Here is a 22,271-nt window from a genome sequence, read left to right as displayed (position 1 = left end):
CAGCGGCGACCGCCATTGGTCGTCGCTGGCCGGTTAGGGGTGCCCCTGGCGAGAGGGGCAGTGCTGTAAGGATATGTGCAAGGAATCGGCCAATGGCGCGATTTCGTCTTTTTATCCTTTATCAACAGTATGTTGTGAGTGATTCCTGTCGGCGTAAGAAGGCGCCGGCATCCGCTCCCGTGCTCGTCACTGGTGCGTCGTCGCGTCGAAATGCACAGGGCTGTAGCACTCATCGAGGGTGGCACGGTCCAGGCGGCGGCCGCTGGCACGCATCTGCTGATCCATCTGCTCGGCGAACAGGCTTGCGCTCTCGACCTCGGGGCGCAGCATGTCGGGGCCGTAGAGCTGCTGGTTGATCGGTGCCTCGTCCAGCGGCAGGTGGTCGAGATGGCTGATCGAGCGATCCAGATAGGGCGGCAGGGCCAGCCATTCGTAGGCCTGGCGACGGTTTGCGGGGGCCGCCGAGAGCCAGTGACTGGCCTCACGCAGGGCACGGATCAGCCGTGCCAGGGTGGCCGGATAGCGGTGGGCCCAGGAGCGCGTCACGCCGAGCACCTTCTCGGGCGGCGTGGGCCATAGCTGAGCGCCGGTGGCGACGATTCGCCCGGCCTCTCGCGACTCGGCCAGTGACCCCCAGGGCTCGCCCACGCAGAAGCCATCGATGCGACCGGCCTCGAGCGCCTCGACCATCTGCGGCGGCGGCAAGACGCTGAGGTCCAGGTCCCGGTCCGGATCGAGGCCACCAAGGCTCAGCCAATGGCGCAGCTCATAGTGTTGGCAGGAGTGCGGATAGACCATGGCCAGGCTCAGGCGGTGGTCCGGGTGCTTGCCGAGGTAGCCGGCGAGCGAGCGAGCACTGAGGGCCGGATCCTCGTGATAGCCGACGCCGCTGATGCTTGAGAGCTCATGGGACAAGGCGATGGTATTACCGTGTCGACCCAGGACGATCGGTGCCAGGGTGTCGCAGGGCGCGCGCCCCAGCCCCAGGCTCATGGCCAGCGGCAGCGGGGCCAGCATCTGGGCGCCGTCCAGCAGGCCGGCAGCTACCCGGTCGCGCAGCGTCGACCAGGCATTCTGGCGCGACAGCGTGACATCGAGACCCTGCTCGGCGAAGAAGCCCTGCTCTCGGGCGACGACCAGCAGGGCACAGTCGATCAGGGGCACGAAGCCGAGCGTCAGTCGGTCGAGTTCGGCATCTTTCAATGCAGTCATGGGCCCTTCTCCAGGGGTTCGAGAATGTCGATGACGCTCTTGGCGACCTCAAAGATACGCTGGCTACGATCCATGGCGATCTTGCGCAGCATGCGGTAGGCCTCCTCTTCTCCACAGTTCTGGTGCTGCATCAAGAGGCCCTTGGCGCGCTCGATGCGCTTGCGCTCGGCAAGCTTGTTACGCGTCTTGTCGAGTTCGCTGCGCATCGATTGGAAGGCGTCGAAGCGAGCGATGGCGACGTCGATGATGGCGCGGACACGGCTGGGTACCAGGCCATCGACCACATAGGCGCTGACCCCGGACTTGAGCGCCGCCTGCATGGTGTCGGAGTCATGCTGGTCGGCGAAGAACACCACCGGGCGCGGGTTCTCCCGGTTGAGCAGCGCCATGCTGTCGAGGGTGTCGCGGTCGGGGGACTCCATGTCGATGATCACCACGTCGGGCTCGTGGCGGGCGACCATCTCGTTGAGGCTGGTGGGGGTCTGCAGCCGGCAGATCACCCGGTGGCCCTCGCTGGTGAGGGCCTCCTCGACCATGGCGGCGCGCACGACCTCGTCGTCGACCAGCAGGATATTCAGCGGTGGGGGCATGGTGGTGGCTCGCGATCTTCGATGAACGTAATGCGGATGCTCCGACTCATGCAAGGAATGTACCGTCTTGTCGCATGCCGGCGGCGGCTGGTCTCTCGTGGGGCCGTTGCCGGACGCTAGACGCCGCTTGTGCCCCAGGCGCCGCCGCACGCATCGTGAGGCCTCGGAACGGCTATCGGCGAGTCTTGTTGGTGCGCTTTCGCTGTCCGTTGCATCCCGATGGTGCGTCCGGGAGCGCAGAAGTGGGTGAGCCGACGGCCGCGGGTTGGGCTCTCTACGCCGCGCATGTCTTCGTCGGGCCGTGCAGGGGCGGGGCCTTGCGCCGCAGCAAGCGAAACGGAAGGCAGGTGACCTGTATAAGCTGGCATGCGGTTTGCTTTCTCGTAAGGCATAAGGCGCCAACGGCGGCGCCTTCACCAGACAACGGCGTCCGGTTCCCTGTCCTCGCGGCAGAGGAGCCGGGCGCCTTTTTGTTGGGCGGCCCGTCGGGCGAGCGCGTGCTACCAGAGGCGGCATGCTCGCCGGGCCACCGAGAGAGGGGGAGCCTGATGCACCAGGTGCGAACGACCTGCCCATACTGTGGCGTTGGCTGCGGCGTCGTGGCCGATGTCGAGGATGCGACCTTGACCACCGTGAGTGGCGATCAGGACCACCCGGCCAACTACGGGCGGCTGTGCGTCAAGGGCTCGGCACTGCACGAGACCCTGGGCGAAGGGGGGCGACTGACGCGGCCGCGGGTCGATGGCGTCGAGGTCGATTGGACGACGGCGCTGGATAGCGTGGCGCAGCGCCTCGCCGACACCCGTCGCGAGCATGGCAGCCACGCCCTGGCGGCCTATCTGTCCGGGCAGCTGCTCACCGAGGACTATTACGTCGCCAACAAGCTGTTCAAGGGCTTCCTCGGCACCCCGCACCTGGATACCAACTCGCGGCTCTGCATGGCCTCGGCGGTGGCCGGCTACAAGCGCGCCTTCGGTGCCGACGCCGTGCCCTGCAGCTATGAAGACCTGGAGGAAGCCGAGCTGGTGGTACTGGTGGGCTCTAACCTGGCCTGGAATCATCCGGTGCTCTATCAGCGGCTGCGTACCGCCAAGACCCGCAATCCGCTGATGCGGGTGGTGGTGATCGACCCAAGGGTCACCGACAGCTGCGAGATCGCCGATCTCTACCTCGGCCTGGCGCCGGGCAGCGATGCTCGCCTCTTCAACGGCCTGCTGGCCTTCATGGCCGAGCGCAAGCGGCTCGACCGGGTCTATCTGGCGGGCCATGTCGATGGTGTCGACGAGGCGCTGGCCGCCGCCGCTGAGGAGGACTGTTCGCTGGAGGCGATCGCCGCCGACTGCGATCTCGATCCCGAGGCGCTGCAGACCTTCTACTACTGGTTCTCAAGCCAGCTGCACGTGGTCACTCTCTATTCCCAGGGCATCAACCAGTCGAGCAGCGGCACCGACAAGTGCAACGCGATCATCAACTGCCACCTGGCCGGGGGCAAGCTGGGCCTGCCGGGTGCCGGTCCCTTCTCGATCACCGGCCAGCCCAATGCCATGGGCGGGCGCGAGGTGGGCGGGCTAGCCAACCAGCTGGCCGCCCACATGGACTACGACACGCCCGGTGCCCTCGATCGCGTCAGGCGTTTCTGGTCCACCGAGACCCTGACGCCGACGCTGCCCGAGGCCCCCGGCCACAAGGCCTTCGCCCTCTTCGAGGCCATCGAGCGGGGCGAGGTGCAGGCGCTGTGGGTGATGGCCACCAACCCGGCGGTCAGCCTGCCGGAGGCCAATCGGATCCGGGCGGCGCTGGCCAAGTGCCCGCTGGTCATCGTCTCGGAGTGCATGGCCAACACCGACCTGCTCGCCTACGCCGACATCGTGCTGCCGGCGTCCTCCTGGGCCGAGAAGGATGGCACCGTCACCAACTCCGAGCGTCGCATCTCGCGTCAGCGCGGCATGCTGGCGCCCCCCGGCGAGGCCCGTCATGACTGGTGGATCATCGGCCAGGTCGCGGCAAGGCTTGGTTATGGCGAGGCCTTCGCCTATCGCCACCCCGGCGAGATCTTCGACGAGCACGCCAGGCTCTCCGGTTTCGAGAATGGCCGCGATGCAAAGGCGGGGTTTCGTCTCTTCGACATCTCGGGGCTGGCCGGCCTGGACCGCGAGGGCTATGACGCCCTGGCACCGATTCAGTGGCCGGTCAACGCAACGGCGCCTAGCGGCACCGCCAGGCTGTTCGAGGATGGCCGCTTCGCCACCCCGAGCGGGCGCGCCCGGTTGTTGCCGGTGCGGCCGCGGGGCCCGAGCCAGGCGCTCAGCGAGGCGCGCCCGCTGCGCCTCAATACCGGGCGGGTACGTGATCAGTGGCACACCATGAGCCGCACGGGGCGTGCGCCGCGGCTGATGAACCATCGCGCCGAGCCCTTTATCGAGGTGCATCCCGATGATGCGCTGGCGGCGGGGGTCGGGGATGCCCAGCTGGCGCGCCTCAAGGGTGCCGATGGCGATTACCTGGGACGGGTGCGCGTCGCCAAGGGCCAGCGGCCGGGAGAGGTGTTCGTGCCGATGCACTGGACCGACCGCTTCAGCAAGCGGGCGCGCATGGGCGGGCTTCTAAAGGCCCATCTCGACCCGCTGTCCGGTCAGCCGGAATCCAAGCACGGCGCCGTGGCACTGACACCGCTGGCCCCTGCCTGGGAGGCCACCCTGCTGGTCGCCGATGACCTGGCCACGACGACTGCCTGGTGTGAGGACTCTCGCTACTGGGCGCGGATTCCGCTGGACCACGCCGAGCGCTGGCAGCTGGCCGGGGGGAGAGCGGGCGAGGCGCCGGGCGATTGGCTTTCGCGTCTTGGCGACTGGTTGCCGGTCGCGCCGACCCTCTGGTGTGAGGATCCCGCCAGTGGGCGCCTGCGGGCCGCCGGCGTGGCCGATGGCCGCCTGCGCTGGTGGCTGATGGTCGGGCCGCCGGCGGAACTGCCGGGGCTCGGCTGGCTGGATGCCTGCTTCGCCGGGCATCCCCTGGAGGAGCCGGCGCGACGGCGGCTGCTGGCCGGTTGCGATGCCGGCGAGGCCGACAGCGGCCCGCTGGTCTGCAGCTGTCATCAGGTCGGCCAGCAGGCGATCGTCGCGGCGATTCATGGCGGCGATACCAGCGTCGAGGCGCTGGGGGCTCGGCTTGCCTGCGGTACCCAATGCGGTAGCTGCATCCCTGAACTCAAATCCCTGATTGAAGACGCTCTCGAAGAGGAGGCCTGCCATGCGCGCGCCGACCAGAAGCTGGAAAAGCAAACCATCTGAGGCGCTGAGCCTGCTCGCCCGCCTCGGCCACGACCTGTCACGCTGGCTGGGGGGCGGTGGCGAGCTCGACGACGCCGGCGCACCCGGGTCGCCGCCCCTGTCAGTCACCGGTCGCTGTCGTGCCGGCACGGTGTATCTGGTCGGCGCGGGCAGCGGCGATGTCGAACTCTTGACCCTCAAGGCGGCCCGCCTGCTGCAGGCGGCCGATGCGGTGGTCTACGACCGCCTGGTCGGCGACGACATCCTGGCGCTGATTCCTGCCGGCCGCGAGCGCTACTACGTCGGCAAGGCGCGGGGGCAGCACAGCGTGCCCCAGGCCGAGATCGGCGCCCTGCTGGTGCGCCTGGCGCAGGAAGGCAAGTCGGTGGTGCGCCTGAAGGGCGGTGATCCCGGGGTGTTCGGGCGCATGGGCGAGGAGCTCGCCGCGCTCTCCGCGGCCACGGTTTCCGCCGAGATCGTGCCCGGCATCACCGCTGCCTCGGCGGCCTGTGCGTCCACGGGTATCCCGCTCACCGATCGTGGCCATGCCCAGCAGCTACGCCTGATCACCGCTCAGCTGTGCCGGGAGGGCGGGGAACCCGACTGGACTTCGCTTGCCCGCCGTGACGAGACCCTGGTGTTCTACATGGGCCTGTCGAAGGTCGAGGCGATCTGTGCCGGGCTGCGCGGCGCCGGCCTGCCCGACGACTGGCCGATCATGCTGGTCGCCAACGCCAGCCTGCCAGAGCAGGCGGCGCTGACCGGCACCCTGGCCGATATGCCAGGCAAGCTCGCCAAATCGCCTTTGCCGTCGCCGTGCCTGATCGTGGTGGGCAGCGTGGTCAGCATGATCGAGGATTCCCCGGCGGCCATGGCACCGGTGCCGGCACAAGTAGCCCTAACTTGAGCCATATCATTCACCCGGCGTGACGTTATCAACTAGCTTTAAGGCATCGGCGTTGATTCGTGGCCCGCCGCCACGCTTGCCCGGAGCCCGGCCAGGTGGAATTCAAGGATTACTACCAGACCCTCGGGGTGGACAAGACCGCCACCGTCGAGGAGATCAAGAAGGCCTACCGCAAGCTGGCCCGCAAGTATCACCCGGATGTCAGCAAGGAAGCGGACGCCGAAGCGCGCATGCAGGCGATCAACGAGGCCAAGGAGGTGCTGAGCGATCCCGAGAAGCGGGCCGCCTATGACCAACTGGGCGAGGACTACCGAGCCGGCCAGGACTTCCGCCCGCCGCCGGACTGGGATGCGGGCTTCGAGTTCACCGGTCGCGGCTTCGAGGGAGCCGAGGCCGACGAGTTCAGCGACTTCTTCGCCAATCTGTTCGGCCAGGGTGGGCGCCGCGAGCGGCATGGGCGCGGTGACTATCAGCGCCGCGGCGAGGATCGCCACGCCAAGGTGCTGATCGACCTGGCGGACGCCTATCAGGGCGCGACGCGCACCATCACCCTGCAGGTCCCGCAGGTAGATGCACAGGGCCGGGTGGTGACGCGCGAGCACAGTCTCAGCGTGAAGATCCCCAAGGGCGTCAAGGAAGGCCAACATGTGCGCCTGACGGGGCAGGGCAGCCCGGGCCTGGGCGGTGGGCCGCCGGGCGATCTGTTTCTGGAGATCCACTTCCGCCCCGACCCGGCCTTCCGCGTCGAGGGCCGCGATGTGTTCGCCAGCGTGCCGGTGACGCCCTGGGAGGCGGCGCTTGGCGCGAGCATCGAGACGCCGACCCCCGTCGGACCGGTCAGGCTCAAGGTGCCGGCCGGTTCCCAGAGCGGGCGTCGGCTGCGTCTCAAGGGGCGCGGTATTCCCGGGAAGGAGCCGGGCGATCTCTACGTGGAGCTCACGGTGGTGCTGCCGCCGGCGGATACCGACAAGGCGCGCGAGCTCTACGCCACCATGGCGCGGGAGCTCGACTTCGACCCGCGTCGGCGCAGGGGAGGCTAGGTGATGGCAGACGATGATGTCACTCGCGGCGAGTTGATCGACGAAGCCGCGCTGACCCTTGATGAGCTGGCCCGGGCCTGTGCGGTGGAACCTGACTGGGTCATCGAGCGGGTCGAAAGCGGCCTGTTGGCCGATGGCAGCCGCTATGTGACCCGTCAGCGCCTTACCAGCCAGCGTTTCACCAGCCACGACCTGACCCGGGCCCGGCGCCTGCGCCAGGTCGAACGTGACTTCGAGGCCGAGCCGGAGCTGGCGGCGCTGGTCGCCGATCTGATCGAGGAAGTCGAGTGGCTGCGTGGTCGGCTGCGCGCGACGCGCCCACATTGACCGGGCAGGGATTGGTAGGGAGGCACGGAAGAGTGGCGTGGTTGGGTGTTGCGCAGGACGCAGCCACCGGAAACCGTAGAAGATTCGCGCCTGACCTGTCTGGAATCAGGTCATCATGCTGGGCGTGGGGCCTGAGTCGAGTTGATCGACTGGTTCGCCATAAAGCTCAGTCGTTCGCCAGCAAGAATGCCAGCCATGAGGGCTGGCATTCACGGGCCGATGTCGAGCATCGGCCCCGGAGGGAATAGAGCCAGCTATCAGCCGAGTTGGTCGAGCACGGTCTCGGCGCTGCTCTGGTCCACGCCCTTGGCGTCGACGCCGAGGTATTCGACCACACCATCATTGGCAATCAGCGCGAAGCGCTTGCTGCGGGTGCCCATGCCGCCGCCGCTTGCATCCATGTCCAGGCCCAGGGCCTTGGCGAACTCGGCGTTACCGTCGGCCAGCATGGTGAGCTTCTGAGCATTCTGGTCTTTTTGCCAGGCATCTAGCACGAAGGCATCGTTGACCGCCATGCAGGCAATGGTATCCACCCCCTTGGCGAGGATGTCGTCGGCCTTGATCACGAAGCCGGGCATGTGGGTGTTGGAGCAGCCCGGGGTGAAGGCGCCGGGCACGGCGAACAGCACTACCTTCTTGCCGGCAAACAGTTCGCCCAGGTTGATGTCTTCCGGGCCATTGGCACCGTTGGTCTTGATGGTGAGGTCGGGAATCTTGTCGCCTACGGAAATGCTCATGTGGCGCTTCCTCTCTTGAGAAATGGCACGGCAGGCAGAAGGCCAAGCCATGACCTCCTACTCTAGCAAGGTGCCTCAGAGCGTGAAACCGGCCAGATGTTGCTGACCCAGGCCAAGTGTCGCCGCGAACGGTTTTGATGGCGGCTTATCCCTGCCGTCGCTACGGTTAATAAGCAGGCGGGCCCTGTGCTCGGTTCGCTTGCAGCGAGTTTCTTCATGAGGCACTCGAATGACCCAGTACTCCCTGTTGGGCGGCATCTTGTGGCTACTGGTCGCCAGCCAACCGGCTTGGGCGGATGATCATTGCGAGCCGATTGCCCTGTCCGATGGGGAATCGTCGCTCAGCATCGATGGCGAGGTCACGCTTGAAGATGTGCGTTGTTATAGCCTCACGGTAGGGTTGGAGAAGCATATCTCCATTGAAGTCCTCAGTGGCCACAACCTCGTCTTCTCGATCCAGGGGCAGGACGAGGCGTCGGGTATCGCCTACGAGGTGCCTCGTCGGCAGACCTTCACCATCGTGGTCGGTCAGCTGATCGCCAACTTCGACGTCCAGCCCTATCGCCTGACGATCCGCCTTCAACCTTGATTTACCATTTCCCGTCGCGACGATGCTGTGCGAGGGCCGCGACATCGTCGGGCCCGGTACGACAGCCGCCGCCGATCACTGCGGCACCGGCAGACAGCCAGCGTGAGGCGCCCTCGGCCAGTGCCAGCGCCTCATCAAGGCTCGGCAATGTCTCGAGGGCGAGCACAGCCCGGTCGTGACCAGAGTCGCCGCGGTACTCGCTGTCATCGGCGAGATGGGCGCCATGCATGCGCCTAGCGATAGCCCTCGGCTTGTAGCCGGAACAGCTGGGCGTAGCGGCCATTGATGGCCAGTAACTGCTCATGATCGCCGCGCTCGATGATCCGGCCGCGATCGATGACCAGAATCTGGTCGGCGGCCCGCACGGTCGAGAAGCGGTGCGAGATCAGGATGGTCATCTTGTCGCGACGGTGTTCGCGGAAACGGGCATAGACCCTCGCTTCGGCGGCGGCGTCCATGGCCGCCGTAGGTTCGTCGAGCACCAGGATGTCGGCGTCCTCGCGCATGTAAGCCCGCGACAGGGCGACCTTCTGCCACTGGCCGCCAGAAAGTTCCTGGCCGCCCTTGAACCAGCGCCCCAGCTGGGTTGAATAGCCTTCCGGCAGCTGGGCGATGAAATCATCGGCAAGCCCATGCTCGGCGGCATAGCGCCAGCGGTCTTCGTCGGAGAAGGCCTCGACGTTGCCGACGCCAAGGTTCTCGCCCACCTGCAACTGGTAGCGCACGAAATCCTGAAAGATCACCCCGATGCGTCGGCGCAGTGCCTGCACGTCCCAGTCCTCGAGCGGGCTGCCATCGAGCAGGATACGGCCCTCACTTGGCGGATAGAGCCGCGTCAGCAATTTGATCAGAGTGGTCTTGCCCGACCCGTTCTCGCCAACCAGCGCCAGGCTCTGACCCGGACGCAGGTGCAGCGTGATGTCGACAAGCACCGGTGTCTCGGCGCCGGGGTAGGTGAAGCCGACCTGCTCGAAGCGGATGCCGTCGCCGGGATACTCGCCCTGGGTCAGCGTGCCGGCCTCTTTTTCCACCGGCTGTTCCAGGTATTCATAGAGATTCGAGAGATAGAGGTTGTCCTCGTACATGCCGCTGACCGCGGTGAGGCTCGCCGAGAGGGCCGACTGGCCCTGCTTGAAGACCATCAGGTACATGGTCATCTGGCCAAGCGTCAGCCGCCCGACCACGGTATCGAGCACCACCCAGGCATAGGCGCCGTAGAAGGTCAGGGTGCCCAGCAGGCCGAGCACGAAGCCCCAGCCGTCGCGGCGCAGGGTCAGGCGTCGATCCTCGGCGTAGAGGGTGTTGAAGATATCCCGGTAGCGCTTGAGGAATAGCGGCTCGAGGCCGAACAGCTTGACTTCCTTGATGCTGTCTTCCCGGGCCAGCACCGTCTCCAGATACATCTGCATGCGGGTCTGCGGTGAACGCCAGCGAAACAGCCGAAAGGCATCGCCGGAGAACTTGGCCTCGGAGAGAAACACCGGCAGGGCCCCGACCACCAGGATGGCAATCGCCCAGGGCGAGAACTGCACCAGCAGCACCGCGAAGCTCGCCAGTGAGATGCCGTTCTGCAGCAGCCCGAAGGTCTTGTTGACCAGCGCCAGCGGCCGGGTCGAGGCTTCGCGACGGGCGCGCGTCAGCTTGTCGTAGAACTCCGAGTCCTCGAACTGGGCAAGTGAGAGGCTGCCGGCCTTCTCGAGGATCATCACATTGACCTTCTGGCCAAGCAGCGCCCGCAACAGCGATTGCTGAGCCGATAACCCGCGCCGGGCCAGATCGATCAGGGCGATGATCAGCCCCTCGAGCGCCACGTACTTGAGCACGGGCAGGGCGATATCGAATAGCGACGGGTCGGTGGCCGCCTGGTAGCGGTCCATGGCGGCCACCACTGAATCGACGATCAGCTGGCCGACATAGGCCGCCACCGCCGGCAGCACGCCGGCCACCAGCGTGCAGAGCATGAGCCCAAGTGTCAGGCCCCTTGAGGTCTCCCATACCAGTGCCAGGGCGCGGCGGCTGTAGCGAAATATGCCGATGAAGCTTGAGAAACGGGCGGGTGTGGGGGCCGGCGGTGGTGACAAGATGAGCATCCTTGGCGTTGATCGCCCGAGTGTATCAGGCGGAACGGCCGGGGCTTGCGACATCTCGGTTCCATTGACTGCTCACTGGGTGATCGAGACGTGGCAATCGCCTCCTGTCTGAGCTGGGGGCGCCGTCCCTGTCGGTGACAAGGACGGCAGACGGATAGCGTGGGCCCTTAGTCGTCGTTGAGGGTGGCATCCAGGGTCAGCAGCGCCGCTTGCCAGGAAGCGGCATCGGCGGCGGCATTGTAGGCCAGCGGGAGGTCGTGCTGGGCGGCGAACGCATCGGCCTCGGTATTCGTGAAACCATGCTGGGCCCGGGGGTAGTTGGTCACCTCGACGTCGGCGCCCTGAGCCTTGAGGGCGCTGGCCATCGCCACCAGGTCGTCGTGGGCGACGAAACCGTCCTCGGCGCCGTTATGGATGCGCACGCTGCCCTCGAAGGCCTGAGGCATGTTCACCGCCACCGTCGGTACCCCATGAAAGCTGATGGCGGCCTCGAGCGGCATGCCGGACAACGCCATGTTCATCACCACGCTGCCGCCGAAGCAGTAACCGATTGCCGCCATGCCGCCATCGGCCACCGCCGGGTGGGCGTCAAGCTTGGTCATCGCGGCCTCGAGCCTGGCCCGTGCCGCCGGCCAGTCCTGCATCACCCGGCTGGAATATTCCTTTGCTTCGGCGGGATGTCCGGCCTGCTTGCCATCGCCGTACATGTCCACCGCCAGGGCAACGAAGCCCAGCGCCGCCAGTTGATTGGCCCGGGCGCGGGCATAACGATCCAGCCCCCACCATTCGTGCACCACCAGGACCGCGGGTTGCGGACCGTCGATGTTGGCGTTGCGAGCCAGATATCCTGAATAGGTGTTGCCGCCGGTGGTGTACTCGAAGACCTCGCCGACCACGCGTGGTCCCGACTGAATATCGACCGTCTCGTTGGTCGGCGAGGGCTCCGTCTGTGCCTGGACGCTGGCCGCTCCCGCCAGCAGGGCTGTGGCCAGGCATACCAGGGTGAAGAGTTGTCGCATCAGGGATCTCCTTGCCTGTGATTGTTGTCGTACTCGGCATCGATCGCCTTCGCTCATCCATGCTTCATTAATATAGCCAGTGGGACGCTTGGGCGGAACCCGTACGGCGATACCAAGGCACACGCCGGGGCATCAACGCCGCAGAGGGGGCGTCTGGGTCGCCCTTGTGCATGACGAGGTTCGCCTCCTCTCAGGGCTGGCCATGTCTGGCCGCATCAGACCAGCGGTGAGACGCGCCTGGGTTCCTCATCGAGCAGCGCGGCCAGCCGGGTCAGGCCATCGTCGAGTTGAGCGCGCTCGGCGGGCGGTGTCACACAGATGCGTATCGCCTGCGGTGCCGGTTGGCTGCCCACGCAGAAGGGGTCGGCGCCAATCACGGTCACCCCACGTTCGGCGGCGCGAGCCACGACATCCACCGCACGCCAGGGCTCCGGCAGCGTCAACCAGGCATGAAAGCCGCACGGATGGGCGCTGATCTGGTGGCCGTTGAGGCGCTCGGCAAGCAACTGCTGGCGCGCGGCTACCTCCTGCCATTGCCAGTCGATCAGGGTCTTGGCATCGGTGCTTGCCAGCCATTCGATGGCAGCGCTGGCCATTAGCTCAGGGACGGCCCAGTACTGGGCGCGTAGCGAGGCGGTAAGGCGCGCCATCAGGTTGGCAGGTGCGCGCAGGGCCCCGAGGCGCAGGCCGCCGGCGAGCAGTTTGGAGACGCTGAAGATATACAGCGAGCGCTCCGGCGCCAACCGATAGAAGGGCGTGCCGCGTCTTTCGGCGGTCACGAACTGTACGCCGTCTTCCAGCAACAGCAGGTCGTGGCGTCTGGCGACCTCGACGATCGCCTTGCGTCGCGTCTCCCCCATTCGGGCGCCGGTGGGATTGTTGTGCTCGGGCATCAGGTAGAGCAGGCGAATCTTCTGCTGCAGGCAGAGGCGCTCCAGCGCCTCGGGCAGGATGCCCTCGGCATCCATCGGAACCGCCACATGCTTGAGGCCGAGCTGGCGGGCGGCGGCGATCATGCCCGGAAAGGTCAGGGCCGCCGAGGCCACCGCCTCGCCGGGCTGCACCAGCGCCTGCAGGGCCAGGTAGTCGGCGTGCTGGCCGCCGCTGGTCAGGATCAGCTCATCGGCGGTCATGGGCATCCCTTGGCCCGTCAGCCAGCCTGCCAGGGCCTCGCGACTCGCCTGGCTGCCCTGCTCGGGCTGGTAGGCCAGGACGGCGTCGATGGCCCCGGGACGATGGGCGAGGCGTTCCAGCACGCCGGAGAGCTGCTGTACCCGCATGGGGTGGGGAATCGGCACGTTAAGCGACAGGTCGACGCTGCCATCGGGGGCGTGGGACAGGTGATGAAAAACGGGAGCATCCGACGCCAGGCTGCGCACCCGGGTGCCGCTGCCGACCTTGGCTTCGACCAGGCCACGGCGCTCGGCTTCACGATAGGCGCGGGTGATGGTGCCAACGGTCACCTTGAGGGCGTCGGCCAGCAGGCGCTGCGGTGGCAAGCGCTCGCCGGGGGCGAGAGTACCGGCGGCAATGTCGGCGGCCAGCCGGTCGACCAGCGCCTGGTAGCGCGGGCTAGCGGCGGCGTCGAGATCGGGTAGCCAGTGGCAGCGGGCGCGGGCCTTGGTCTGAATATCCATGCAGCGATGTTTCCTCGAGAAGACGACATGGTGAAACGGGTGGGCCGCCGCGGACGATAACCAGTGGACAGGGCAGTGCCCCTCGACCGACAGCCTCATGAATCAGCGAATGTCGGGGTGACAAAGCATTCCTTGATTGGGGCGTATGGCGGTGCATACTCAATTGTGTGCGCAATTGGTGCCAATGTCAGGCGGTTTTGCTTAATTGTACCCCTGCAATTAAGTCGACCTGCAGATCATTTACCTCAGAGGAGCCCACTATGTCCGTCCCGATGCCCGAGCTGATTGCTCTGATTGGCCCGATGATAGTGTTTGCTTTCAGCATGACGGCCACGCCTGGCCCCAACAACATGATGCTGACCGCGTCCGGCGCCAACTACGGGTTTCTGCGCACCCTGCCGCATATGCTCGGCATCTCGATGGGGGTAATGGTGTTGATGGGGGCGGTGGCACTGGGGCTCGGCGCCCTGTTCGAGCAGTGGCCACCACTGCAGCAGGGGCTCAAGGTGGCGGGCAGCGTTTATCTCTTGTGGCTGGCTTACAAGATCGCAACGGCACCCCCGCCGGATCAGCGTGGGCCCGGTGAAGACGCGCGGCCAATGACTTTCTGGCAGGCGGCCGCCTTCCAGTTTGCCAATCCCAAGGCCTGGGTGATGGCGATCTCGGGGATCGCGTCCTTTACGCTGTCTGGCGATGCCTTCCTGGCCTCGGCAGTGGCGATCATTCTGGTGATGGGCCTCATCAGCCTGCCATCGATTTCGCTTTGGGCGGGCTTTGGCGTGGCGGTAGGCCGGCTGATGAAGACACGTCGCCACTGGCGGGTTTTCAACGCCGTGATGGGATTATTGACCGCCGCCTGCGTGCTGATGATCCTGAGCTGATCCGCTAGCGCTCGAGCGGTGGGGTGGGGCGCACCAGGATCTCGTTGACGTCGACCTTAGACGGCTGACTGATGGCGTAGAGCACCGCGTTGGCGATGTCCTTGTCTTCCAGGGCATGGGCGGGCGGCTCATCGAAGAAGGGCGTATCGACCATGCCGGGCTCGATCAGGGTCACCCGGATACCGCTGCCACGTAGTTCTTCACGCAGATTATAGCCGATACCGGTGACGGCCCACTTTGTCGCGCTATACATGGAACCGGCAATGGTGGCGCGCCCGGCCGCGGAGCCGGTCAGCAGCACATGACCCCGGGTCTTCTGTAGCGCCGGCAGGCAGGCCTGCAGGGTCAGGCCGACGCCGTAGATGTTGGTCAGTATCATGTCCTTCCAGGCTTCGTGGTCGGCCGCCTGGAAACCGCCCGGCGAGCCGCCGCGACCGGCATTGGCGAAGACCGCATCGATGCGCCCGAAGCGCTCCAGGGCTTCCTCGACCATGGCCTGCTGATCCTCCATCGAGGTCACGTCACAGCTTACGGTCAGCACATTCTCCGGGCCAAGCTCCTGAGCCAGCGCCTCAAGTTTGTCGCGTGAGCGGGCAGCCAGCACCAGGCGAAACCCATCCCGGGAAGCAGCCCGGGCAGTGGACGCGCCGATGCCACTGGAAGCGCCGGTAATTATCAGAACACGATCATTCATGCGTATTCCCTCTAGTCAAGCCACGGATGTCCCAGCATGAGCGAAGTTGGGTCAAGCGCGCAATGGTTTTGCAGCGCATAAAAACGCCACTGCCGCCTTTCCGGGCGGCAGTGGCGTTGGCTTGAAGGGGCTTGGCAGAGGGGCGCTATCAGCGCAGTGACATAGCCGCTGACGGCTCGACACCGGCGGCCTCGCGATAGGCGGCATTTTCCTCGGCCTCGACCTCGGGGGAGAAGCGTACCACCAGGGCGCATAGCGAGGCGATGATCACCGCGATGCCCAGGTAGAACAGGCCTTCCTGATAGGTCAGGGCCTCGGAGCGGAACAGGAAACCGGCCGCTACGGCCCCGGCGTTGCCGCCCGCGCCGACGATGCCGGCGACGGCCCCCAGTGCTTTCTTGTTGATGAAGGGCACGACACCGAAGGTGGCGCCTTCAGCCATCTGCACGAAGAGGCTGAACACCAGCATGATGCCGATGGCCAGTGCCAGCACCTGCATCTGCGAGAAGAACAGCAGCGCGACCCCCTCACAGAGCATGGCAATGAACAGCCAGCGCACCCGCCCCTTGAGGCCGGAGTTGCGGGCGAACAGATCGGAGAAGATACCGCCCAGGGTGCGGGCGAAGAGGTTCATCAGCCCGAACAGGCCGGCGATCAGGCCGGCGGTGGCCAGGGTCAGCTCGAAGTTGTCGAAGTAGTAGATGGCGGCGATGTTGTTGATGGTCAACTCGACGCCGAAGCAGGCGGCATAGACCACGAACAGCGCCCAGACGCGGATGTCCTTGGCGGCGGTGGCGAAGCTCGCCCCCATGCCATGCTCGCCGTCGGCCGCGGGCAGTTCGCCACGGGCGCGCAGTTCCTTGAAGTCGCCGTTCGGGGCGTCCTGGGTGAAGAAGTAGTAGGCAATACCGGTGACGAACAGCACGATGCCCGGGACCACCATGGCCAGGCGCCAGCCGAGCGCCTCGTTGACGCCGAGCATCAGGATGCCGGAGAAGATCAGCGGCATCAGGATCTGGGTGGTACCACCGCCGAGGTTGCCCCAGCCGGCCGAGGTGGCGTTGGCGGTGCCCACCACGTTGGGGGCGAACATCACCGAGGTGTGGTACTGGGTGATCACGAAGGAGGCGCCGATGGCGCCGATGGCCAGGCGGGCCAGAAAGAAGGACTCGAAGCTGTCGGCGAAGCCGATGCACATCACCGGCAGCGAGCCCAGGCACAGCAGCCAGGTGTAGGCGCGGCGCGGGCCGATCTTGTCACACAGTACGCCGATGGCCAGCCGTACGATCACGGTGATGGCTACCGAGGCGATGATGGTGTTGCCGATCTGGGTCTTGGTCAGGCCCAGGTCGTCACGCACCACCGCCATCAGGGGGGCGATACCGAACCAGCCGAAGAAGCAGATGTGGAAGGCGAACCACGAGAAATGGAAGGCCCGCATCTGCGGCATCTTCCAGTTGAGCAGGCGAATCTTGTTGGCTTTGTTGCGGATTTCCATAGGGAGTACCTCGCCGAATGACGTTCGAACACACGATCTAGGGCCTTCGCCGTTGAAGGTTGAGTCCGACGCACTCGTACCCCGATGGAGCCTGGTCTACGCCTGATACTGACTGCTCAATGATATGCAACAAAGCTGCCTATTTTTATTTTTACAAGTTTTATCAAGCAGTTGAGTTTTCTCGGAGGGCGCGGGGCATCTGAGGGATGAGCCCCTATGGTGCGTTCTGCACCGACAGGTGGCAGAGATGCGCGGGAAAATATCGATAAGACGGTGCCTGCTCAAGGGGTCTGAGTAAGGGGCCGAGTAAGGGGCTGTAAACTGCTGCAGCGAGCGATTGGGCAGAAAGACGTGGCGCCGGGTGCCGAACGCTGGCGGGTGGGGCGATGCCCAGCTTGGATGCAAACGAGAAAAGCCCCGCCCGCCGTATTGCGGCGCACGGGGCTTTTTTTCGCTATCTAGCTAAGGCTCACGATCGAGCCAGGCCTTAAGCGGCGAGGCTCAGCTGTCGTCGGAGCCCCGGTTAGTGTCCGCCTGGGCGACGGTAGTGGTGGTGCTGTTGTCGCTTTCCAGGCGAGCCAGTAGCGGTTCGGTCTCACTTTGGAAAGCGGCCAGAGCGTTACCGGAAAGACTTTGATTTTCCGGCAGGTCAACACGCATGGCGTCGACCCGGTTGCCATTGACGATCACTTCATAATGCAAGTGGGCGCCAGTGCTGCGACCGGTGTTGCCGGAGAGTGCGATGCGCTCGCCCATCTCGATCTTGTCGCCTTCGCTCACCAGCCGCTTGGACAGGTGCAGGTAACGGGTCTTGTAGCCGTTGTTATGGCGTACCACCAGGTAATTGCCTGCCAGTCGATGATAGGCGGATTTGACCACGCGACCATTGGCAGGCGAGCGAACCGCGGAGCCCGTGGGCATGGCAAAGTCGGTGCCGTAGTGGGGGCTGATACGCCCGGTGACCGGATGCTTGCGGCGCAGGTTGAACGATGAGCTTTTCCGGTAGTGGCCCTTGAAGGGGTAACGGTTGAAGGCTGGATCGAGGCTATGGCCGTCCGGGGTGTAGAAGCGGTTATCGGCGCTGTTGCGCAGCACCGTCAGATCCATGCGCGCTCCCTCGTAACGTACCGCGAGAATCCGCGAGTCGAGACTCTTGCCATCAATGATGTCGGACTCGACCAGTACCTGGAAGTTGTCGCCGCGCCGCGTGTCGCGGCGGAAGTTGAGTTTCTTGGCCAAGAGGTTTGTCAGCTCGGCGACTTCGCCGGAGTTGAGGCCGGTAGCCTGGGCCGAGCGTCCGAAGCTGCCGCTGACGGTGCCGGAGAACAGGCGCTGGGTCGCCTCGCCAGCCTTCTCGATGTCGGCGATCTCGAAGGCCTGCTGGCTGGTATCATCGCGTTCGATCAGATAGCCGTTGCGCGCGTTCTTCATGATGCGCAGGGCGAGAAGCTCGTTGTTCTTATCAACCTGATAGTCGAAATTCTGCCCCACGCGCCAGCGGGTAAGGACACTCTTGTCAGGCAGGGCATCGAGCAGCTGCATGACCTCGCTATAGCCTAGCCCGAACGTGCGCTCGGCAAGCACGGCGAAGGTGTCGCCTGGCTGAACGGTATAGGTTTCCCACTGTGGCACGAAGTTCTGATGAGCGACGATCTCGCCCTCGAGCGAGGGATCCTCATCGACAAGCCACAAGGGATCGGCGGAGAAATCATCGTACGAGGTGCCGTCTTCAGTGCCCTGATCGACATTGATGTCTGCCAGATGGCTGGCCAGCTGCAAGACATCAGGATCAAGTGTTGGCGGCTCACCGGCGACGAGGCCCGCGGTGTCGTCAACGGAGTCCCCGCCGACATCACCGATAGCGTCACTGGCGGTTTGTTCACTGACTCTGCGGGCGCGCTCTTTTGATGCGTCATTTTCTGCAGCGGCATGCGCATGGGGCAGGAAATCGATGTTGACTATTTCCTGGGACTTCAGGCTGCCAAGAGGGATATAGCCTTGGCTATCGCTGCGTAGCGATGAGCGCTCACGCTTAGGGGTTGTCGCCGTCGTCTGGACAACCTCGGATGTGTCCGAGCCACCAATGGGCAGGTCGACCACAGTGTATTCGGTATTATCGGTCTCATCTTCCGAGGCCGACACGCTAGAGTAAAGCTGCTGCGCGCCCAGCACGGTGACCATCGTGGCGATGGGTAACAAAAGAAACTTGTGCGTGCGCGGTAGCGAATGAAGGATTCGCAACATAGTCGGTAAAGGCCAGTAAGGATCAAATGGATATAAAAAGGCATGAGAACCTTACCCCATGGCGTATTAGCTGCCTAGTCTGTACATGTTTACAGTAAGCATAAGCTCACCATCTTCCGCCCAGGGTCTGGGAAGTGTCGTCACAAACTGAGAGGAAAGCCAGAAAATTACCCTTGATCTGCGTGTAAGACCTCAATATCTACTGGCATTTTTTCTGGCTGGCATCGTGCGCAAGGTCAATCAGTCAGTGAACCGTCACGGTAATCGCGCAGTGCCTGTTGAAGCTCTGCCTCTGTATTCATCACGAAAGGGCCGTAGTGGGCGATCGGCTCGCGATGCGGCGTACCGGCCAGCAGTAGAGCTTGAGCCCCGTCCTGGCTGGACAACGACAACTGATCGCCCTCTGTCAGGCGGACCAGCTCCCCGGCGGCGACGTTCTCGCCAGCAATTTCCAGTGCACCGTCGAAAACATAGGCCAGTAGGGTAGGGGCACCGCTCATGAGCGTAAAAGAAGCGCCTTCATCAAGGCTCAGGTGGGCAACCGCCCCCTGGCCAGCCAGTGCATCCAGTGGGCCAACGATGGCATCACCGCTGCTCGCCTGCCAGTGCCCACCCAGCGCCGTCAAGCGCGTGCCTTCTTGGATGAGTTGTGGCATCTCGGCGGCTTTCACGTCGCGATAGGTCGCCGGGCTCATTTTATCGCGGGTCGCCAGACTCAACCACAGCTGGAAGGCATGCAGGCCATGATGATCGGTGAGCGGCATTTCTGAGTGAATGATGCCGCGTCCGGTGTGCATCCACTGCGCATCGCCCGCCTCGATGGTGCTTGAGTGCCCCAGATGATCCTCATGGGTCAGGCCGCCGTTGATCACGTACGTCAGGGTCTGAATGCCGCGGTGTGGGTGAGGCGGGAAGCCACCGATATAGTCGTCGGGACGATCCGAGCCCAGTTCGTCGAGCATCAGGAAGGGGTCGAGGCCACCGCCGAAATCATGCAGGCGCTTGATCTTGACGCCATCGCCATCCTGGCTTGGCTGCGCGGCCAGGCGACGTTCGATGTGGCGATCGCTGTGATGTGTGTCGAGGGGTGCACTCATTAGTCATCCTCCGCCTGGGGTCTGGTATCAATGGCGTGAATTGTTGATCATGAACTTGGCGCAACGATAGCGCATAGTTTTGCTTAAATGGTTCGAGGAAATCGAAATGTCTCGAGTGACGCTTTCGCAGTGGCAGATGCTGGCGGCGGTCGTCGATCATGGTGGCTTCGCGCGTGCGGCCCAGGTCGTGCACAAGAGTCCGTCGACGCTCAATCATGCGGTGCACAAGCTTGAAGAGCAGTTGGGCGTCAAGGTCCTTGAGCCAGTGGGACGCAATGTGCGACTCACCGAACCCGGCGAAATGCTGCTGCGCCGGGCCCGTCAGCTGATCGAGAGCGCCGAGGCGCTGGAAGAAGTGGCCGACAGCCTTGCCGAAGGGCTGGAAGCCGAGGTGGTGTTGGCGATTGATCAGATATTTCCGCCGGACGTGCTGGCCTTGGCACTTGAGCGCTTCTCGCAAGCCTTCCCTCATGTCCGCATACAGCTACACGAGACGGTACTCAACGGCGGAGTCGAAATGCTCTATGACGGCCGAGCCGACCTGGTGGCCTCGGGGCTCGCGGCGCAAGGCTTTCTCGGCGAACCGCTGGCGACGGTTACCTTCCTGGCCGTCGCCCATCCCGACCACGCCTTGCACAGGCTAGGCCGTCCCCTGGACCTGCGTGATCTGGAACAGCACCGGCAACTGGTGGTGCGTGACTCAGCGCAGCGCGAGGCCATGGACGCCGGCTGGTTGAAGGCCGAGCAGCGCTGGACCGTCAGTCATCTGGCCACTTCGGTGGATATGCTCAAGCGTGGCTTGGGGTTTGCCTGGGTGCCAAAGACGCTGATCGAGCCTGCGCTGTCCAGCGGCGAGCTCCTGCCCCTGCCGCTACTGGTTGGCGGTGTCCGTGAGGTGCCATTCCAGCTGATTCATCGCGATCGCGATCGAGCCGGTCCGGCGACCCGCGCCATGGCGGCGGCATTGATGCAATCGGTGAGCGAGTGGGAGGTCACTTCTGCAGAATGATTCGATCTCATCGAATGAAATGCCGGAAAATAAGCGCTTGAGCGCCTAAAGAGTCGGCGTATTCTGCGAGGTATACGTTAAAGCGCGTTTTGAGGAGGGCATATGGGCCTGTTGATCGATGGCAAGTGGCACGATCAGTGGTACGACACCAAGAAGCATGGTGGCGAGTTTGTTCGTGAGTCGGCACAGCTTCGCGACTGGGTGACCGCCGATGGCAGCGAAGGGCCCGATGGTCAGCCGGGGCGGCTCGCCGAAGCCGGTCGTTATCACCTCTATGTTTCGCTAGCGTGCCCCTGGGCGCACCGCACCTTGATCATGCGTCGCCTTAAAGGGCTTGATGCGTTGCTGGGAAGCTCCCATGTCAGCCCGCTGATGCTCGATCAGGGCTGGAGCTTCATCGAGGAAGAGGGCTCCAGTGGAGACCCGGTCAATGGGGCGCGCTATCACCGCGAGCTTTATACTCTGACCGACCCTCATTACACCGGCCGCGTCACCGTGCCTGCGCTGTGGGATAAAAGCGCCGGCAACATCGTCAGTAACGAGTCCGCCGATCTGCTGCGCATGTTCAACGATGCCTTTGACGACATCACCTGCAATCGTCTGGATTTCTATCCCCCCGACCTTCGCGAGACCATCGATGCGGTCAACGCCGATGTCTACGACCACATCAACAATGGCGTCTACAAGGCAGGCTTTGCCACCGAACAGGCCGTCTACGAAAAGCATGTCACTGCACTCTTCGAGGCCCTCGATCGCATGGAAGCCCGGCTCGCTGAGCAGCGCTATCTTGCCGGCGAGTGGTTTACCGAGGCGGACATTCGCTTGTTCACCACGCTGATTCGCTTCGATGCCGTCTACCACGGTCACTTCAAGTGCAATATCCGCCGCATCGAGGATTACCCGAATCTGTCGAACTATGTCCGCGAGCTCTATCAGTGGCCTGGCATCAAGGAGACGGTGAACATGGACCACATCAAGCGCCACTACTACTACAGTCACGACACCATCAATCCGACGCGTATCGTGCCCAAGGGGCCCGCACTCGATCTTGAGCGCCCCCACGACCGCGAGCGGCTGCCGGGGCAGGGCATCAGGGAAAAGGGCTAAGCCTCACAGGCGGTGCTCAACCGGCGTCTGGACAGAAGCCGCACCGGTGGCAGGTCGAAGCGAAGGTCATTGTTCAGGGATGAAGAATGTAGCGCCTAGGGAAGGGTTAACAGCGCCTTCGCGAATCCCTGTCCCCGGTGAGCTTCGACTCAGGCATTCTTGGCCAGCCAGCGATCCAGAGCGTTGGCGAATTCCCGACGGTCGACATCGATGAAGTTCTGTGTAGAAGAACCCCTTGGGGCTGCCGGTAGGCTCGCCGCTGGAACGCATCGTTTCCATGCCAGCCCTTATATGAGCCGCATTTGCACCCGGTGCAGATGCGTC

19 protein-coding genes are annotated in these 22,271 nt (G+C 64.4%); 8 read left to right on the top strand and 11 right to left on the bottom strand.

The window, feature by feature from the left end; translation table 11 throughout:
• Positions 1-186: 186 nt before the first annotated feature.
• Together HF027_RS01455 and HF027_RS01450 are read right to left on the bottom strand one after the other, a co-directional pair.
• On the bottom strand, positions 187-1,212 hold the full coding sequence (locus HF027_RS01455; RefSeq protein ID WP_168012163.1) for a CmpA/NrtA family ABC transporter substrate-binding protein: 1,026 nt from the start codon (positions 1,210-1,212) through the stop codon (positions 187-189).
• Positions 1,209-1,802, bottom strand: coding sequence for an ANTAR domain-containing response regulator (locus tag HF027_RS01450; RefSeq protein WP_168012161.1), 594 nt, complete (start codon positions 1,800-1,802; stop codon positions 1,209-1,211). Before HF027_RS01450 ends, HF027_RS01455 begins: the two co-directional genes overlap by 4 nt.
• 548 nt (positions 1,803-2,350) lie before the next feature.
• Between HF027_RS01450 and HF027_RS01445 the strand changes: the two genes are divergently transcribed.
• From HF027_RS01445 to HF027_RS01430, 4 genes are read left to right on the top strand one after another with little or no spacing between them, the layout of a single operon-like run.
• Positions 2,351-5,092 (top strand): nitrate reductase, encoded by a 2,742-nt coding sequence (locus tag HF027_RS01445; RefSeq protein ID WP_168012159.1) that lies wholly within the window; start codon positions 2,351-2,353, stop codon positions 5,090-5,092.
• The gene (gene cobA, locus HF027_RS01440) at positions 5,052-5,978 is read left to right on the top strand and encodes a uroporphyrinogen-III C-methyltransferase (protein ID WP_168012157.1); all 927 of its coding nucleotides are present in this window, start codon (positions 5,052-5,054) and stop codon (positions 5,976-5,978) included. Before HF027_RS01445 ends, cobA begins: the two co-directional genes overlap by 41 nt.
• A 59-nt stretch (positions 5,979-6,037) precedes the next feature.
• Positions 6,038-7,018, top strand: coding sequence for a DnaJ C-terminal domain-containing protein (locus tag HF027_RS01435; RefSeq protein WP_245184398.1), 981 nt, complete (start codon positions 6,038-6,040; stop codon positions 7,016-7,018).
• A gap of 3 nt (positions 7,019-7,021) precedes the next feature.
• Positions 7,022-7,345 (top strand): chaperone modulator CbpM, encoded by a 324-nt coding sequence (locus tag HF027_RS01430; protein ID WP_168012155.1) that lies wholly within the window; start codon positions 7,022-7,024, stop codon positions 7,343-7,345.
• A 257-nt stretch (positions 7,346-7,602) separates the two neighbouring features.
• On the opposite strand, the gene HF027_RS01425 is transcribed toward HF027_RS01430, so the two are convergent.
• Positions 7,603-8,082, bottom strand: a complete 480-nt coding sequence (locus HF027_RS01425; RefSeq protein ID WP_168012153.1) for a peroxiredoxin — start codon at positions 8,080-8,082, stop codon at positions 7,603-7,605.
• A gap of 229 nt (positions 8,083-8,311) precedes the next feature.
• On the opposite strand from HF027_RS01425, the gene HF027_RS01420 reads away from it, so the two are divergent.
• Positions 8,312-8,671, top strand: a complete 360-nt coding sequence (locus HF027_RS01420; protein ID WP_168012151.1) for a hypothetical protein — start codon at positions 8,312-8,314, stop codon at positions 8,669-8,671.
• 1 nt (position 8,672) lies between these two features.
• Here the strand turns inward: HF027_RS01420 and HF027_RS01415 are convergent, their stop codons facing one another.
• The 4 genes from HF027_RS01415 to HF027_RS01400 all read right to left on the bottom strand — a co-directional run bounded on the left by HF027_RS01415 (position 8,673) and on the right by HF027_RS01400 (position 13,417).
• Positions 8,673-8,900 carry a homocysteine S-methyltransferase family protein gene (locus HF027_RS01415; RefSeq protein ID WP_245184396.1) on the bottom strand — a complete coding sequence of 76 codons (228 nt, stop codon included), beginning with the start codon at positions 8,898-8,900 and terminating at the stop codon, positions 8,673-8,675.
• Positions 8,901-8,904: 4 nt separating this feature from the next.
• A complete protein-coding gene (locus HF027_RS01410) occupies positions 8,905-10,761 on the bottom strand; it encodes an ABC transporter ATP-binding protein (protein ID WP_168012147.1) in 1,857 nt (618 codons plus the stop codon).
• A gap of 167 nt (positions 10,762-10,928) precedes the next feature.
• Positions 10,929-11,780: a dienelactone hydrolase family protein gene (locus HF027_RS01405; protein ID WP_168012145.1), complete on the bottom strand. Its 852-nt coding sequence runs from the start codon at positions 11,778-11,780 to the stop codon at positions 10,929-10,931.
• A 215-nt stretch (positions 11,781-11,995) separates the two neighbouring features.
• The gene (locus tag HF027_RS01400) at positions 11,996-13,417 is read right to left on the bottom strand and encodes an aminotransferase-like domain-containing protein (RefSeq protein ID WP_168012143.1); all 1,422 of its coding nucleotides are present in this window, start codon (positions 13,415-13,417) and stop codon (positions 11,996-11,998) included.
• 260 nt (positions 13,418-13,677) lie between these two features.
• Between HF027_RS01400 and HF027_RS01395 the strand changes: the two genes are divergently transcribed.
• Complete coding sequence (locus tag HF027_RS01395; protein ID WP_168012141.1) at positions 13,678-14,298, top strand: LysE family translocator; 621 nt, start codon at positions 13,678-13,680, stop codon at positions 14,296-14,298.
• Positions 14,299-14,302: 4 nt separating this feature from the next.
• Here the strand turns inward: HF027_RS01395 and HF027_RS01390 are convergent, their stop codons facing one another.
• The 4 genes from HF027_RS01390 to HF027_RS01375 all read right to left on the bottom strand — a co-directional run bounded on the left by HF027_RS01390 (position 14,303) and on the right by HF027_RS01375 (position 19,831).
• Positions 14,303-14,992: an SDR family oxidoreductase gene (locus tag HF027_RS01390; RefSeq protein ID WP_168012139.1), complete on the bottom strand. Its 690-nt coding sequence runs from the start codon at positions 14,990-14,992 to the stop codon at positions 14,303-14,305.
• A 148-nt stretch (positions 14,993-15,140) separates the two neighbouring features.
• Complete coding sequence (locus tag HF027_RS01385; protein WP_168012137.1) at positions 15,141-16,490, bottom strand: NarK family nitrate/nitrite MFS transporter; 1,350 nt, start codon at positions 16,488-16,490, stop codon at positions 15,141-15,143.
• Between the two features lie 501 nt (positions 16,491-16,991).
• Complete coding sequence (locus tag HF027_RS01380; protein ID WP_168012135.1) at positions 16,992-18,734, bottom strand: peptidoglycan DD-metalloendopeptidase family protein; 1,743 nt, start codon at positions 18,732-18,734, stop codon at positions 16,992-16,994.
• 236 nt (positions 18,735-18,970) lie between these two features.
• Positions 18,971-19,831: a pirin family protein gene (locus HF027_RS01375; protein ID WP_168012133.1), complete on the bottom strand. Its 861-nt coding sequence runs from the start codon at positions 19,829-19,831 to the stop codon at positions 18,971-18,973.
• A gap of 106 nt (positions 19,832-19,937) precedes the next feature.
• On the opposite strand from HF027_RS01375, the gene HF027_RS01370 reads away from it, so the two are divergent.
• Together HF027_RS01370 and HF027_RS01365 are read left to right on the top strand one after the other, a co-directional pair.
• Entirely contained in the window at positions 19,938-20,840 is a 903-nt protein-coding gene (locus HF027_RS01370; RefSeq protein ID WP_168012131.1) for a LysR family transcriptional regulator, read from the top strand.
• 102 nt (positions 20,841-20,942) lie between these two features.
• Complete coding sequence (locus tag HF027_RS01365) at positions 20,943-21,947, top strand: glutathione S-transferase family protein (RefSeq protein WP_168012129.1); 1,005 nt, start codon at positions 20,943-20,945, stop codon at positions 21,945-21,947.
• Positions 21,948-22,271: the final 324 nt, after the last annotated feature.

This window comes from Halomonas salinarum (genome assembly GCF_012062845.1).
Taxonomy (GTDB): domain Bacteria; phylum Pseudomonadota; class Gammaproteobacteria; order Pseudomonadales; family Halomonadaceae; genus Onishia; species Onishia salinarum.
Note: the sequence above shows the minus strand (reverse complement) of the source record. Positions and strands in the feature narration are given on the sequence as shown.

What these genes read in the sequence shown, in the direction of transcription:
- HF027_RS01390 (WP_168012139.1), bottom strand. Translation starts at nt 14,992, where the DNA reads ATGAATGATCGTGTTCTGATAATTACCGGCGCTTCCAGTGGCATCGGC.
- HF027_RS01445 (WP_168012159.1), top strand. Translation starts at nt 2,351, where the DNA reads ATGCACCAGGTGCGAACGACCTGCCCATACTGTGGCGTTGGCTGCGGC.
- HF027_RS01415 (WP_245184396.1), bottom strand. Translation starts at nt 8,900, where the DNA reads ATGCATGGCGCCCATCTCGCCGATGACAGCGAGTACCGCGGCGACTCT.
- HF027_RS01410 (WP_168012147.1), bottom strand. Translation starts at nt 10,761, where the DNA reads ATGCTCATCTTGTCACCACCGCCGGCCCCCACACCCGCCCGTTTCTCA.
- HF027_RS01455 (WP_168012163.1), bottom strand. Translation starts at nt 1,212, where the DNA reads ATGACTGCATTGAAAGATGCCGAACTCGACCGACTGACGCTCGGCTTC.
- HF027_RS01450 (WP_168012161.1), bottom strand. Translation starts at nt 1,802, where the DNA reads ATGCCCCCACCGCTGAATATCCTGCTGGTCGACGACGAGGTCGTGCGC.
- HF027_RS01430 (WP_168012155.1), top strand. Translation starts at nt 7,022, where the DNA reads ATGGCAGACGATGATGTCACTCGCGGCGAGTTGATCGACGAAGCCGCG.
- HF027_RS01365 (WP_168012129.1), top strand. Translation starts at nt 20,943, where the DNA reads ATGGGCCTGTTGATCGATGGCAAGTGGCACGATCAGTGGTACGACACC.
- HF027_RS01400 (WP_168012143.1), bottom strand. Translation starts at nt 13,417, where the DNA reads ATGGATATTCAGACCAAGGCCCGCGCCCGCTGCCACTGGCTACCCGAT.
- HF027_RS01425 (WP_168012153.1), bottom strand. Translation starts at nt 8,082, where the DNA reads ATGAGCATTTCCGTAGGCGACAAGATTCCCGACCTCACCATCAAGACC.
- cobA (WP_168012157.1), top strand. Translation starts at nt 5,052, where the DNA reads ATGCGCGCGCCGACCAGAAGCTGGAAAAGCAAACCATCTGAGGCGCTG.
- HF027_RS01420 (WP_168012151.1), top strand. Translation starts at nt 8,312, where the DNA reads ATGACCCAGTACTCCCTGTTGGGCGGCATCTTGTGGCTACTGGTCGCC.
- HF027_RS01380 (WP_168012135.1), bottom strand. Translation starts at nt 18,734, where the DNA reads ATGTTGCGAATCCTTCATTCGCTACCGCGCACGCACAAGTTTCTTTTG.
- HF027_RS01405 (WP_168012145.1), bottom strand. Translation starts at nt 11,780, where the DNA reads ATGCGACAACTCTTCACCCTGGTATGCCTGGCCACAGCCCTGCTGGCG.
- HF027_RS01370 (WP_168012131.1), top strand. Translation starts at nt 19,938, where the DNA reads ATGTCTCGAGTGACGCTTTCGCAGTGGCAGATGCTGGCGGCGGTCGTC.
- HF027_RS01395 (WP_168012141.1), top strand. Translation starts at nt 13,678, where the DNA reads ATGTCCGTCCCGATGCCCGAGCTGATTGCTCTGATTGGCCCGATGATA.
- HF027_RS01375 (WP_168012133.1), bottom strand. Translation starts at nt 19,831, where the DNA reads ATGAGTGCACCCCTCGACACACATCACAGCGATCGCCACATCGAACGT.
- HF027_RS01385 (WP_168012137.1), bottom strand. Translation starts at nt 16,490, where the DNA reads ATGGAAATCCGCAACAAAGCCAACAAGATTCGCCTGCTCAACTGGAAG.